This window comes from Aurantiacibacter marinus (genome assembly GCF_001021555.1).
In the GTDB taxonomy this organism is placed as follows: domain Bacteria; phylum Pseudomonadota; class Alphaproteobacteria; order Sphingomonadales; family Sphingomonadaceae; genus Alteraurantiacibacter; species Alteraurantiacibacter marinus.
In genome coordinates this window covers 171,457-184,871 of record NZ_LDCP01000003.1, presented here as the reverse complement: position 1 = coordinate 184,871, position 13,415 = coordinate 171,457, and the positions used below count along the sequence as shown (strand labels likewise).

General features: G+C 59.1%; 15 protein-coding genes. 4 read left to right on the top strand and 11 right to left on the bottom strand.

What is annotated here, in order from left to right; translation table 11 throughout:
• Positions 1-209: 209 nt before the first annotated feature.
• Positions 210-1,700: an ArnT family glycosyltransferase gene (locus AB731_RS10925; RefSeq protein WP_047094106.1), complete on the top strand. Its 1,491-nt coding sequence runs from the start codon at positions 210-212 to the stop codon at positions 1,698-1,700.
• On the opposite strand, the gene AB731_RS10920 is transcribed toward AB731_RS10925, so the two are convergent.
• Complete coding sequence (locus tag AB731_RS10920) at positions 1,701-2,606, bottom strand: DMT family transporter (RefSeq protein WP_047094107.1); 906 nt, start codon at positions 2,604-2,606, stop codon at positions 1,701-1,703. It lies immediately after the preceding gene.
• Between the two features lie 674 nt (positions 2,607-3,280).
• Between AB731_RS10920 and AB731_RS10910 the strand changes: the two genes are divergently transcribed.
• Positions 3,281-4,810, top strand: a complete 1,530-nt coding sequence (locus tag AB731_RS10910; protein WP_047094109.1) for a CpaF family protein — start codon at positions 3,281-3,283, stop codon at positions 4,808-4,810.
• A gap of 129 nt (positions 4,811-4,939) precedes the next feature.
• Here the strand turns inward: AB731_RS10910 and AB731_RS10905 are convergent, their stop codons facing one another.
• On the bottom strand, positions 4,940-5,170 hold the full coding sequence (locus AB731_RS10905; protein ID WP_047094110.1) for a hypothetical protein: 231 nt from the start codon (positions 5,168-5,170) through the stop codon (positions 4,940-4,942).
• A 74-nt stretch (positions 5,171-5,244) separates the two neighbouring features.
• On the opposite strand from AB731_RS10905, the gene AB731_RS10900 reads away from it, so the two are divergent.
• Both AB731_RS10900 and AB731_RS10895 read left to right on the top strand, forming a co-directional pair.
• Positions 5,245-6,159, top strand: coding sequence for a DMT family transporter (locus AB731_RS10900; protein WP_231638926.1), 915 nt, complete (start codon positions 5,245-5,247; stop codon positions 6,157-6,159).
• Between the two features lie 63 nt (positions 6,160-6,222).
• The gene (locus AB731_RS10895) at positions 6,223-6,351 is read left to right on the top strand and encodes an entericidin A/B family lipoprotein (protein WP_047094111.1); all 129 of its coding nucleotides are present in this window, start codon (positions 6,223-6,225) and stop codon (positions 6,349-6,351) included.
• Positions 6,352-6,409: 58 nt separating this feature from the next.
• On the opposite strand, the gene AB731_RS10890 is transcribed toward AB731_RS10895, so the two are convergent.
• From AB731_RS10890 to AB731_RS14335, 9 genes are all read right to left on the bottom strand, one after another.
• Positions 6,410-7,003, bottom strand: coding sequence for a DUF938 domain-containing protein (locus AB731_RS10890; protein ID WP_047094112.1), 594 nt, complete (start codon positions 7,001-7,003; stop codon positions 6,410-6,412).
• A complete protein-coding gene (locus AB731_RS10885; protein ID WP_047094113.1) occupies positions 7,000-7,470 on the bottom strand; it encodes an ABA4-like family protein in 471 nt (156 codons plus the stop codon). The genes AB731_RS10890 and AB731_RS10885 overlap by 4 nt, the downstream gene beginning before the upstream one ends.
• Positions 7,467-8,168 carry an NAD(P)H-binding protein gene (locus AB731_RS10880; protein WP_047094114.1) on the bottom strand — a complete coding sequence of 234 codons (702 nt, stop codon included), beginning with the start codon at positions 8,166-8,168 and terminating at the stop codon, positions 7,467-7,469. Before AB731_RS10880 ends, AB731_RS10885 begins: the two co-directional genes overlap by 4 nt.
• Complete coding sequence (locus AB731_RS10875; RefSeq protein WP_047094115.1) at positions 8,161-9,321, bottom strand: deoxyguanosinetriphosphate triphosphohydrolase; 1,161 nt, start codon at positions 9,319-9,321, stop codon at positions 8,161-8,163. The genes AB731_RS10880 and AB731_RS10875 overlap by 8 nt, the downstream gene beginning before the upstream one ends.
• Before the next feature lie 105 nt (positions 9,322-9,426).
• A complete protein-coding gene (locus AB731_RS10870; protein ID WP_047094116.1) occupies positions 9,427-10,119 on the bottom strand; it encodes an aspartate/glutamate racemase family protein in 693 nt (230 codons plus the stop codon).
• 48 nt (positions 10,120-10,167) lie between these two features.
• A complete protein-coding gene (locus AB731_RS10865) occupies positions 10,168-11,622 on the bottom strand; it encodes an NAD(P)(+) transhydrogenase (Re/Si-specific) subunit beta (protein WP_082126464.1) in 1,455 nt (484 codons plus the stop codon).
• Positions 11,623-11,904: an NAD(P) transhydrogenase subunit alpha gene (locus AB731_RS10860; RefSeq protein WP_047094117.1), complete on the bottom strand. Its 282-nt coding sequence runs from the start codon at positions 11,902-11,904 to the stop codon at positions 11,623-11,625. It lies immediately after the preceding gene.
• Between the two features lie 127 nt (positions 11,905-12,031).
• Positions 12,032-13,153, bottom strand: a complete 1,122-nt coding sequence (locus AB731_RS10855; RefSeq protein ID WP_047094118.1) for an NAD(P) transhydrogenase subunit alpha — start codon at positions 13,151-13,153, stop codon at positions 12,032-12,034.
• Positions 13,154-13,157: 4 nt separating this feature from the next.
• Positions 13,158-13,280 carry a hypothetical protein gene (locus AB731_RS14335; protein ID WP_269429531.1) on the bottom strand — a complete coding sequence of 41 codons (123 nt, stop codon included), beginning with the start codon at positions 13,278-13,280 and terminating at the stop codon, positions 13,158-13,160.
• Positions 13,281-13,415: the final 135 nt, after the last annotated feature.

Sequence of the window (13,415 nt, the reverse complement as noted above, 5' to 3'; positions counted from 1 at the left end):
TTGGAGATCGCTATGTCCGCTGCGTATTCAAACGCCGGAGTGTCACCCGCCGCATTTCATCAGCAACGCTCTGTTATCAATGAATAATAGACCTGAAATCGCTGGGTTACACAGTGTAACCTTTGTCACCCGGCCCGATTTGGGCGCAGGATAAGCAATTCTTAACCACGTTTGCGCCATTGCGGCACCAACAGGAGACGCGTTTCACGATGAATACTCTGGCAGCAGTACCCCGCAAGGAAAGCCCTGGAGGTTTCGCAGCGCTTCTGCGCGGCGACGCGCTGGCGCTTGGCCTGCTGGCGCTGCTGGTGCTGGCAACGCGCGCCATCTGGTTTGGTGATCCGGTCGCCGATTTTGACGAGCAGCTTTACAGCTTCATCGGCTGGCGCATGACGGAAGGCGAATTGCCCTTCGTTGACTGGTGGGACCGCAAGCCCTTCGGCCTGTTTGCCATTTATGCCGCCGCACACGCGTTGTTTGGGCCCGGACCGCTGGCCTATCAGCTCCTCGCCTTTGCGTTCGCTTTGGCCGGAGCAGTATTGACCTACTACCTCGCACGGCGACTGGTTGGCCGTTTTTCTGCCATGGTGGCAAGCGCGATTTCGACCATGCTACTGTGCGCCTACGCCAGCTATTCCGGGCAGAGCGAGGTGTTCTTCCTGCCGCTGATGCTGGGCATGGCCGCATTGCTGGTCGACGCCAATCATCCGAGTTTCACGCGGCGTGCCATGTGGGCGATGCTGCTGGGCGGGCTGGCCTTGCAGGTCAAATACACGGTGCTGCCGCAGTGCGTATTCTTTGGCCTGTATGCACTTTGGGTAGAGCATCGCCGTGGCATTGCCCTGCCCCGTCTTGCCACGCTGGCTGCGGCCTTCGTCGCGCTCGGCCTGTTACCCAGCGTTGCCGCCGGTGCCTTTTACGCCGCGATTGGCGAGTTCGATGCGTTTCTGTTTGCCAACGTCCTCAGCTTCTTTGACCGCATGCCCGCTCCGCAAGGCCGCTGGGCGTCTGACCACTGGCTAGGAGTGTCACCGCTCGCAATTCTCGCCATCGGCGGCGTCTATGCTGCGTTCCGCATGAAGCGCCCTCAACCGTTCTCTGATTGGCTGTTTTACTGCGGCTGGGCGTTGTCCACGCTCGCAACAGTGCTGCTGCCGGGGACAGTCTATCTCTATTATTATGCAGCAATGGCCGCGCCAGCCGCGCTAATCGCTTTGCCGCTGCTGGACCGGCGCGCACCATTGCGGGTGTTCCCGGCGTTGGTACTGTCGGCGGGCTTTTTTGCTCTGCTGGCTCTGCCTGATCGTTACGAATATTCGCTTGAGGAACGCCAGGCAGCCGGTGATCTGGCGGCCGCCATTTCTCCGCATGTGGGCGCGGATAGCGATTGCCTCTGGCTGTTCGATGGCCCCACCGCGCTTTACCGCATGACGGACAGCTGTGTACCGACGAAATTTGTCTATCCCGATCACCTCAACAATGCCCTGGAAGTGAATGCGCTTGGCGTTGATCAGGCGGAGGAAGTCGCGCGCGTCTTGGCGACCCGCCCTGGCGCAATCGTTACTGCCAGCAGCCCGATGACAATCCAGAATAACGAAGCGACCGCGCTGGTGGAGGCCGCCTTGGCAAGTGATTATGCGAAAGATCTGTCCGTCGAAATGCACGGCCGCACAATTACCGCATGGATCAGGCGCAATTGATCAGGCTGCGGGAAGTGTGACTTTGCGTTGCTGGCTGAGATGCCACAGCCACAAACCCGACCCCACAATCAGCGCCGCTCCCAGCATTGCCACAAGGTCTGGCGCTTCACCGAAAAAGAACCACGCCAGCGCGACTGCGATCAGCAGTTGGCCGTATGTCATCGGCGCAATCGTCGCCGCTCCCGCCCGTGTCGTACCAAGGTAGATCAGCCAATGCGCGGTACTGGCAGACAGTGCGACAAATGCCGCCCGGGCCAAGACGTGCCACTCGGGCCAGAAGAAGCGAATGCCCTCTATCCCGCTCGTATGGGCAAGCGCCGCTACGGGCACCAACAAAACTGCCGCTCCGACCGCAACATAGGCCTGAGCGGCAAGAGCGCTGCCCCCGCCCCGTGCCGCTCTGTTGGCAGTCATCAATATGGCCATTCCCAAGGCGCAGAGCAGCGGAAGAAGCGCGGCAAAACCGATCTCCGCAAAGTTGGGCCGCAGAATGATCAGCACGCCAATGAAAGCCACAAGGGTCGCGAGGATGGTCGTGAGACGCAGCCGCTCACCCAGAAATATTGCGGCCAGGATCGCTGTGATCATCGGCTGGGTAAAGGTGATCGCCACAGCATCGGCCAGCGGCATCAGCCATACGCTGCCAAAGAAAGATACCGTTGCCAGCCCGACACCAAAACCCCGCAATGCCTGTATCAACGGCAGCGGGATCCGCCGCACAGGCTGGGTGCCTTCCTTGACCACCAGCAGGGTGGAAAGTGCAATGGCGCCAAGTGAATACCGAAATGCGGCAAGCGCGGTCGGGGTCCATTCATCGGCCATGCTTTTGACAACAGCATCGCCAACCGAAAGCAAGCAGAACCCGGCGAGCGCGAAAAGCAGGCCTGCTCTGTCTGATTGCTGCATGAAATGGCGCCCTTCCGCCCAGGGCCTGCGCGGCCATGGTTCGCGGCGGCTTAGAGCCCGGAGCAATCCCGTTCAATCGCTTTGTCACACCCTTTGCCGCACTTTGAACAGCCAACCTTGTTAGATCCCTACATCGGCTCCCCTACGCACGAGCCGCGATTGGCGAATGCAAGACAAAGCTCATCATCCAAATTCCATGTCTGCACGGAACTGGTAACCTGCCCGCAACGCTAGCCGCATTGCCGCGCCGTGTGGACTGCTTGGACACGGTAGAATGTCTGGCAGTCTAGGATGCCAGCACCGAGGGCACTGCGCTGGTTGCACTCATCATGGAAGGCCGCGCAGATATTGTAATCGCCGATCGCGGCGTTGCGGAAAATGCGCATCTCTCCCCGCTGAATTGGCTTATGCAACGCGTCGGAAGCGGCGTGGCACAAGGCCTTGCATCTACGCAGGTGAACGATGCTGTGAGCGTTTTTCGCGCGATCAGCCGGGACGCAATGTGGCACGCAGCGAGCGGTGCCAAGCGCGCCCGCATTGCTATTATCACCCAATTATTCCCCGCAAACGGCAAAAGGTTTGCGAAATGTTTACCAAGTTCAGCGACACCGGTCCTCGAATAGCTGGTTCTCCCTGTCGGAGGGCTGCATCGTGGGTAAATCGAGGACCATCGAATGAGCGCTTTCGGTAGAAAGAATGGAACTGGCGGAATGGGCAAGGGGGCACGCCCAAGCTTTGGCGTGGCGAAACCCATGCGTGGCGGCGGTTCCTCCGGTTCGGCTGCATCGGAAGAAGCGGACGAACTTTCTCCTGCCGGCGGTGACCAGTTCCCGCCTGTTCCACCTGCAGGCGCCGCTGTCGATGGCGGACAACACGGCGACGCGATGAGCCGTTTGGCCGAGCGTTCCAATGCTGTGCATGAAAAGCAGGAAATCGGCGGCTTCGAAGCCAGCGTTCACAAGATAAAGGAACAGGTGCTGCCGCGCCTGCTGGAACGTGTCGATCCAGAAGCCGCAGCCACGCTTTCCAAGGAAGAGCTTTCCGAAGAATTCCGACCGATCATCATGGAAGTGCTGGCCGAACTGAAAGTCACACTGAACCGCCGCGAGCAATTCGCGCTGGAAAAAGTGCTGATTGACGAATTGCTTGGTTTCGGTCCGCTGGAAGAGCTGCTTGGCGATCCCGACATTACAGACATCATGGTCAACGGCCCCGACCAGACCTACATCGAAAAGAAGGGCAAGCTGGTCATCGCGCCGATCAAGTTCCGCGATGAAAGCCACCTTTTCCAGATCGCGCAGCGTATCGTGAACCAGGTCGGCCGCCGCGTTGACCAGACCACACCGCTGGCCGATGCCCGTTTGAAAGACGGTTCACGTGTGAACGTCATCGTACCGCCGCTTTCGCTGCGCGGTACCGCGATTTCCATTCGTAAATTCTCCGAAAAGCCGATCACGCTTGATATGCTCAAGGGTTGGGGCTCGATGGACGAAAAGATGTGTACCGCGCTGAAAATTGCCGGTGCCTGCCGCATGAATGTGGTGATTTCCGGCGGTACGGGTTCGGGCAAGACAACAATGCTCAACTCGCTGTCGAAAATGATCGACCCGGGTGAGCGTGTGCTGACCATCGAGGATGCGGCCGAATTGCGTCTGCAACAGCCCCACTGGCTGCCGCTGGAAACACGTCCGCCAAACCTTGAAGGGCAAGGCGCGATTACCATTGGCGACCTTGTGAAGAACGCCTTGCGTATGCGTCCTGACCGGATCATCCTGGGCGAAATTCGCGGCGCGGAGTGTTTCGACCTTCTCGCCGCGATGAACACGGGCCACGATGGTTCCATGTGTACGCTCCACGCCAACTCTCCGCGTGAGTGCCTTGGCCGTATGGAAAACATGATCCTGATGGGCGACATCAAGATCCCGAAGGAAGCCATCAGTCGCCAGATCGCAGAATCGGTCGATCTGATTGTGCAGGTAAAGCGCCTTCGTGATGGTTCGCGGCGTACCACCAACATTACCGAAGTCATCGGGATGGAAGGCGATGTGATCGTGACGCAGGAATTGTTCGCTTTCGAATATCTTGATGAAGGCGAAGACGGCAAGATCATCGGCGAATATCGGAGCTCTGGCCTGCGCCCCTATACCCTGGAAAAGGCCCGCATGTTCGGGTTCGATCAGGCTTATCTGGAAGCCTGTTTGTAATTGATTTTCGCTCGCCCAGCCGGGCGAGCGGCCTCGCTAGGCTGCCATCAAGCTGGCCCCGCTGCGGGCGGGCGGCTGCCCTTTGTCCTGGCCTAAGGTCGAAGCGACAAGCACCACGCCAGCAACTTCCTAACCTTTGATCAGCCCCACGATTCCGAACGCCAGCAATGCAAGCCCAGCAAAGGTGCTCACCACCCCGATATCGCGCCACGGCATAAGCCCCACCGCGTCCGGATGTTTGCGCCGCGCGCGCCGCTTCTCACCCCATACGGACAGCGCCGACAGGCACAACAAGGCCGCGCCGGCGATGGTGTAGCGCAGCGCGTCGCTCGCAAAGAGGATGAATTCGGGCCAGTGCATCGCGCGCCATATGGATAGCGCGCACGTTTACGACAATGCTTGATCGCAAATGCCGTGCGCCTATGGCCTTTGGTGTGACCACCACAACGACAGATCGGCCCATGCTGGCCTTGCTGATGCGGCTTGCAGGAATTGCCGGTTTCGCTGTGATGGCCGCGTTCATTAAGCTGGCGTCTGACAGCGGCATCCATCTGGCAGAACTGATTTTCTGGCGGCAATTCACCTCTCTGCCGATCCTGCTTGTCTGGGCGATGCTCGCAGGCGGACTTGGCACGCTGAAAACCCAGCGCCCAGGCGCCCATGCCATGCGCGCCGGATATGGCATTGTGGGGATGATCCTGAATTTTGGCGGGGTTATCCTGCTACCATTGGCGGAGGCGACAACGTTCGGCTTTACCGGCCCGCTATTCGCGACAATTCTTTCCGTTGTCATCCTGCGTGAAACCGTGGGTGTCTGGCGCTGGTCGGCAGTGCTGGCCGGTTTCGCAGGGGTAGTGATCATTGCCCAACCCGGCGGCGGAAATATTCCTCTTTTCGGCGCAGGCGTAGCCTTGGGCGGTGCCTTCATGATTGCACTCATTTCGATCCAGATCCGCGACCTTTCGCGCACGGACAGGCCGACGACGATTGTCTTCTGGTTCAGCATGGCAACGGTTCTGCTGACCCTGCCGATCATGCCTTTTGTGCATGAACCGCTATCCAGCCATCAATGGCTGCTGCTACTTGGCATCGGGCTTGCCGGTACATGGGGGCAAGTGCTCATCACAATGGCACTGCGCTTTGGCGAGGTGTCCAGCGTGATTGTCATGGATTATTCCAGTCTGATCTGGGCAACCTTGCTGGGTTGGTTGATCTTCTCCACCCTTCCGACCACAGCGACATGGTTCGGCGCGCCTCTGGTTATCGCTGCGGGGATCATTATCACATGGCGCGAGCGTGTCCTTAGAAAGCAACGTTTCGCCGCGCAGGTGCAGGCCGCAGGAACCTGACGGCCGGCTGGCAGTTTCCTTTGTATCCGCTCGAACCTTGGGCAATTGGAAAGGACCATATCGATGGCTCGCAAGATTATTATCGCCGTTACCGCCGGGGTGCTCGTATTCAGCGCATCTGCCTGCAACACCGTGCGCGGTGTCGGACAAGATCTGGAATCTGTCGCCGACGACGTAGACGCCGCAGTCTGATCCAAACCGCTTAACACAGAGTCGCAAGGTGCCCGCTGGAGCGATCCGGCGGGCGCTTCTATTTGTGGCGGTAGATCAGCATGATATTGTTGGCAGGCATCGCTACCCTGCGCACGCGGTCAAAAAAGTTTGTTGTGGCGAGTTTATCGACCCAAGCTGTATCGCGCAGACCCCAGCGCGGATCACGCGCCTTCAGGCTGGCATCGAATGTCAGATTTGATGCCGCAGTTTCCACTCCTTCTTCCAGATACGGGCCATACAGCAGCAATGGCGCGCCAACAGGCAGAATGCGCCCTGCCCCGGCGAACAGTCCCTCGCTTGCAGCGGGCGGACTGATATGAACCATGTTCACGCAAAGCAGCGCATCGGCGCCCATTACCGGCCAATTTGCAGCAGCCGCGTCAAGCATGAAGGGCTTGCGCAAATTGGCAAGTCCAGCCTCTGCGCGCCAGGCAGCGATGGAAGCAACAGCCTCGGGGTCAGGATCACTCGGCTGCCATTCCAGCGCAGGAAACCGGCCCGCAAAATGCACCGCATGCTCGCCAGATCCGCTCGCTACTTCAAGTACCTTTCCAAGTGCGGGCAGCTCATCTGCCAGTACTGCAGCGATAGCATCACGGTTGCGCTCTGTTGCAGGAGCAAAGCGTTTCAAGTGAAGCGCCGCCGTGGTCCGGCAGCGGCGCGAGCGCGCTTTTCACGGACGATGAACCAAACCAGCAGTCCCGCAGGCCCGGCGATGAACGTCAGCAGCAGCACAGGTGATTGTACCAGCCGCGAAAAGCCTTTCGTATCGGCATCCTTGGAAATCCACAGACCTGCAAACAGGTCAAAGGCCAGATAATGAATCCAGCCGATCGTGACCCCGCCATCAGTCGAAAACAGGCCCCTCACCCCTGCTATCGTAGTGAAGGACGCGCCGGCACCTTCGCTTTGCGAGACCGGATCGACAGCGCCTCCGACGACCAGTCCCATGAACAGCGTATAGGCAAAGCACAGCATCCCCACACCGCCATAGAAGACCGCAGCGCCAGCCAACGCATTGCGTGGCAACAGAATCAGCATGGCCCACATGATGAGCGCCCAGATGTTGGCCGCCTGAAATGCGAAATCCCAATTCATGTTGTGACCCCTTCAAAACGCCCGGCCAAGCGGTTCAACCCGTCATGTTCATGGACAAACTGACCTCCTGCCTTTTCACCGGTACATTGCAAGGCAGCAGCGGCGACTATGCTTGCCTTGATGGACCGGTATCTGGCGACATCGCCCTGCAGGAAAATATCTGTCAGCGGTGCCAGCATGCGTCCGATCCCTTCAAGAAACCGCAAATCTGCCTCGCGTTTACCCAGCAGCAGGCCCGGTCTCAGGATATCCAGCCGTTTGAAGCGCAGTGATTTCAGGTCCCGCTCCACTTCTCCCTTGGTGCGCAGATACAGACTGCGCGAGGCGGTATCCGCTCCGACAGAGGACACATGCACGAAGCTGCGGGCACCGGCATCCTTTGCAGCGCGTGCGACCTGCATGACCAATTCGTAATCCACGGCCCGCATGGCTTCCACACTGCCCGCCTTGGCGCGTGTGGTTCCCAGCGCACAGATAACCGCATCGGGCTTAAGCGCTTCCACGACACCGCCCCAGTCGGGCGTATCTGCCAGTACCAGTTCCATGCGCGCACCTTCGGGGAAGGTCATTTCTCGCCGGGCGAGACCTTGCAAGGCAATATGGGTCAGACCGGCGGTACGCGCGATAATGCTGCGCCCGATCAATCCGGTTGCGCCAACCAACAGGACCCGGCGTTTGCCCGTTTCAGCATCAGACATTCGACAATCCCTCCGGCACATTACCGAAAATGCGGCCGTATTGCCGGATTGCAAAATGATCCGTCATGCCGGCGATGAAGTCAGCGATATGGCGCCCCCTGGCAGGCTCGTCACCTGGCAATTGCTCGGCCCATTCCTGCGGCATCAGGGACGGGTCCTGATCATAGGCGGCATACAGCCGAGCGATCACGTCTTTCGCTCTGCCCGCTGTGCGCAATTGTTCCTCGTGGTGATACAGTCTGTCATACATGAAACGCTTCAACTGGCGTTCCTGAACGGCCATCGCAGGAGAAAAGCTGGCAAGCGCGCGGCCCGCGTTGCGCACGTCATCCACATTGCCAATTGCGTGTAGATTGGCCTTAGTCGTTTCCAGCAAGTCGTTCACCATCACGCCGATTTGCGAGCGCACCAGTTCGCGCAGCAATTCCTGCCGCCCGCCACCGGGAAAACGTTTTTCCACCTCGCGCCACTGGTCCGCAATAAAATCGAGTGTCAGGAGATCATCAAGCTGCAGGAACCCCGCCCGCAGGCCATCGTCAATGTCGTGATTGTCGTAGGCAATATCGTCCGCCAACGCCGCGACCTGCGCTTCCAACGTGGCGTGTCTGGCCAGATCGAGCGGGAATTCTGCATCGCACTGTGCCAGCGCCCATTGCGGATCGAGCACCGGCCCGTTGTGTTTTGCAAGCCCTTCCAGCACTTCCCAGCTGAGGTTGAGGCCCGGTATTCCGCAGTAAGGACTGTCCAGCCGCATGACTGTGCGCAAAGTATGCCCGTTGTGGTCAAATCCGCCGCGTGGCTGCAATGCGGCGTCAAGCGCATCCTCTCCCGAATGGCCGAAAGGGGGATGGCCCAGATCATGTGCCAGACACAGAGCTTCTGTAAGGTCCTCATCCAGCCCCAGATCGCGGGCGATCACTCTGCCGATCTGCGCCACTTCAAGGCTGTGCGTCAGGCGAACGCGGTAATGGTCACCATCCGGTGCGATAAAAACCTGCGTCTTGCCCGCCAGTCTTCGAAAAGCAATCGAATGGATGATCCGGTCGCGGTCGCGCTGGAAGGCACTGCGCGGGCCGCGCACGGTATGGCCTGGCGGAGTGAATTCACGCCCCCGGCTAAATGAGGGATCAGCTGCAAAGGGCGCGCGCGACATGGATCACTCGCTACGAGAGCGCCCGCCATGTGACAACGGGAACAGCGAGGGAACGCCGCGTGAAATGCCCCGCCTATCGCGAAAGATCTGCGATTTCCCGGCTGATTATCCGCCGATGATCCATTCTGCCGCGGCATCGGCGTGAATGCGCATGCAGTCATAGATGGGCACAGCATTGGCATCGATGTCCACCACCAGCTCCAATTCCGTGCAAGCCAGAATGACCGCTTGCGCCCCTTCGGTCTGATAGCGGGTGAACATGGATCGCAATGTGCGCTCGGAATCCTTGCGCGCCTTGCCCACCATCAGCTCTTCATAAATGATCCGGTCGAGCTGCTCGACATGATCCATTTCAGGAGGAAGCAGATCCACATCATGCGCCACCAATCGGCGGCGGTAGAAGCTTTCGATCATCACATTCCGGCTGCCTATCAGGGCGGCCCGTTTGATGCCGTCTTGCTTCATCCTTTCGCCCACGCATTCGGCTATATGAAGGATAGGCACATCGACCTGCGCCTGCACTTCGCGATAGACCTTGTGCATCGAATTGGCACCGATCATCAGCATTTCCGCGCCAGCATCGGCCAGCCTCTGCGCAGCTTTGGCGATGACCTGCGCGCCGCGCTCCCATTCCTCCGGAGTCTGCAACTGATAAATCTGCGAAAAGTCGAGGCTCTCGATAAGCATCGGGGCGGAAGCGCGCGGCCCAACCTCTCGCTGGACACGCTTGTTGATCCGTTCGTAATAGCGGTGGGTGGAAACCCAGCTCATTCCGCCAATCAAGCCGAGCTTGCGCAAAATCTTACCCCTGTATGCGTGTTGCGCAAGCGTGCGACGAAAGCGCCTTTAATCCATCGCCTTGACGATTTCCTCAACCATCTTCTTTGCATCGGACAGCAGCATCATGGTCTGATCCATATAGAACACATCATTGTCTACGCCGGCATAGCCCACACCGCCCATGCTGCGCTTGATGAAAAAGACCTGCTTGGCCTTGTCCACGTCAAACACCGGCATGCCGTAAATCGGGCTGGATTTGTCCGTTTTTGCAGCCGGGTTCACAACATCGTTCGCACCGATAATGAAGGCAACGTCAGCCTGCGCGAATTCGCTGTTGATGTCTTCCAGCTCGAAGACCTTGTCGTAAGAGACATTCGCCTCGGCCAGCAGCACGTTCATATGGCCGGGCATACGTCCGGCAACAGGGTGGATGGCGAATTTCACCTCCACGCCCTTCTCTTCCAGAACATCGGTCATTTCGCGCAAGGCGTGCTGCGCCTGCGCCACGGCCATGCCGTAACCGGGGATCACGATGACCTTTTCGGCTTGCTCCAACATAAAGGCCGCATCGGCTGCGCTGCCTTGCTTGTACGGGCGTTGCTCACGCACTTCGCCATTGCCGCCACCACTGGAATCCGCGCCAAAGCCGCCCGCGATCACACTGATGAAGCTGCGGTTCATGGCCTTGCACATGATGTAGCTGAGAATTGCGCCAGATGAACCCACCAGCGCGCCGGTGATGATCATCGCCGAATTGCCCAGCGTAAAGCCCATCGCCGCAGCCGCCCAGCCGGAATAGCTGTTCAGCATGGAGACGACGACTGGCATATCCGCTCCGCCAATCGGGATGATCAGCAGGAAACCGATAATGAAGGCTGCAATAGTCAGCGCCACGATGAATGGCAGGTTCGCGTCCGCGCCGGGTGTATGCGCGAACATGGCCGTAAGCACGAGGATCGCGGCCAATGTGCCAAGGTTGATGATATGACGGCCCGGCAACATGATCGGCGACCCGCTCATCTTGCCTGACAGTTTGAGGAACGCGATGACAGAGCCCGAGAAAGTGATGGCACCGATCGCGATGCCGAGGCCCATTTCTATCTTGCTGACCGGCCCGATAGCTCCGCCATCGGTCAGAAGGCCAAACGCACCCGGATTAAGGTAAGCCGCCCAGCCCACCAGAACAGCGGCAAGGCCGACCAGCGAGTGAAATCCTGCCACCAGTTCGGGCATGGAGGTCATTGCAATGCGCCGCGCCATGGTGACGCCGATGATGGCGCCGATGAAAATAGCGATGCCGATTTCTGCGATATTCGCGATGGAATGCGTCACCAGCGTGGTGATGACGGCAATCGCCATACCGGCCATGCCGAAGCGATTACCCGTGCGGCTGGTGGCGGGGCTGGAAAGCCCGCGCAGGGCCAGAATGAAAAAGATGCCAGCGACGAGGTAGGCCAGCATCGCCCAGGCGGGGGTTGCGGCGCCGCCTTCGGCACCTGCGGCAAGGAAGGACAGGTTCATCTACTTATCCTTCTTCTTGTACATTGCGAGCATCCGCTCGGTCACGGCGAAACCGCCGAAGATGTTGACGCTGGCGAGCACGACAGCAAGCAGCCCCAGCCACTTCGCCACATCGCTACCTGCTTCCGCCGCAGCGATCAGGCCGCCGACGATAATCACAGATGAAATCGCATTGGTTACAGCCATCAGCGGCGTGTGCAGCGCCGGGGTAACCGACCACACGACATAATAGCCGACGAAACACGCCAGCACGAATATCGAGAGAATTGAAATGAAGTCCATTATTGCTTCTCCGAAGCCGCATTTTCATTCTTGGCGATATCTGCACCAATTTGGTAACCTGAGGAGTAGGCTAGCACGATGACACCAATGAGGATCACCGCCGCAAGGACAAGCCACGTAGAACCCTTCACCCCTTCAGCCTCTCGTTCACGATTTCACCGCCCTGCGTCAGTCGCACGGCATCGCCAATTTCCTCATCCAGCACAGGCTTGCCTGCTTCGGCATCCCAGAAGGCATTGAGGAAGTTGAACAAATTGCGGCTGAACAACGCGCTCGCGTCTGCTGCCAGATGCGCGGCCGTGTTGGAATAGCCGATGATTTTCACGCCGTGCTTTTCAACCACCTGGTCCGGCACGCTGCCTTCGACATTGCCGCCTTGCGCTACCGCGAGATCGAAAATTACGCTGCCTTCGCGCATTGTCGCTATCTGCGCGTCAGAGATCAGGCGAGGCGCTGCCCGTCCCGGAATCAGCGCGGTCGTGATGACGATATCCTGCTTTGCGATGTGGCTGCTCACCAGTTCGGCCTGCGCTTTCTGGTATTCCTCGCTCATTTCGGTGGCATAGCCGCCCGAACCTTCGCCTTCGATACCTTCGACGCTTTCGACGAACACTGGTTTCGCGCCGAGCGACTGGATCTGTTCCTTCGTGGCGGAGCGGACATCAGTAGCGGACACCTGCGCGCCAAGGCGTTTGGCCGTAGCAATCGCCTGAAGGCCAGCAACACCCACACCCATAACGAAGACTTTGGCGGCACTGACCGTGCCCGCTGCGGTCATCATCATCGGAAATGCGCGGCCATATGTATTGGCGCACGCAAGCACCGCCTTGTAACCCGCCAGATTGGACTGGCTGGAGAGCACGTCCATGCTTTGCGCGCGGGTAATGCGCGGCATGAATTCCATGGACAGCGCTTCGAAGCCCGCTTTGGCGTAGGCCTCCACGCGGTCTTTCTGCACGAACGGATCGAAAGTCGCGGCCACCCATGCGCCGGGCTTCGCGCCGTTCAGCGCAGCCACATCGGGGGCCTGCACGCCCATGACGATATCGGCGTCCTTGACCACTGCAGCAGCCTGGCCGACCTCGGCCCCGGCTTCGCGATACGCCTCGTCAGTGATGGAGGCTGCGCTACCTGCGCCATCTTCCACCGCAAGCGTCGCGCCCAGCGCGATCAGCTTCTTGACTGTTTCGGGTGTGGCGGCAACGCGGCTTTCGCCCGATGCGCGCTCTTTCAGAACCGCTATGCGCATCCGGTCAGGAGATCAGGATGACGACAAAGAGCGTAATGACTGCGAGCAGCGGTACGCTCCATTTCAGCGTGCTGATGAAGCTCGCGTACATGCCCTCTGCGGCCTTCATATTATCCGGTTTGCCCATGTGCTGTCCAATGTCCCTCGATTAGCAGAATTTTGATTGCGTATGCTCTATCGCCCGAATGCGGATCGCTCAAGCCCCACGCGCGGTGCATTTGTATGCTCTTTATGTGCCGGCATCGATATTCGCTGCGCGATC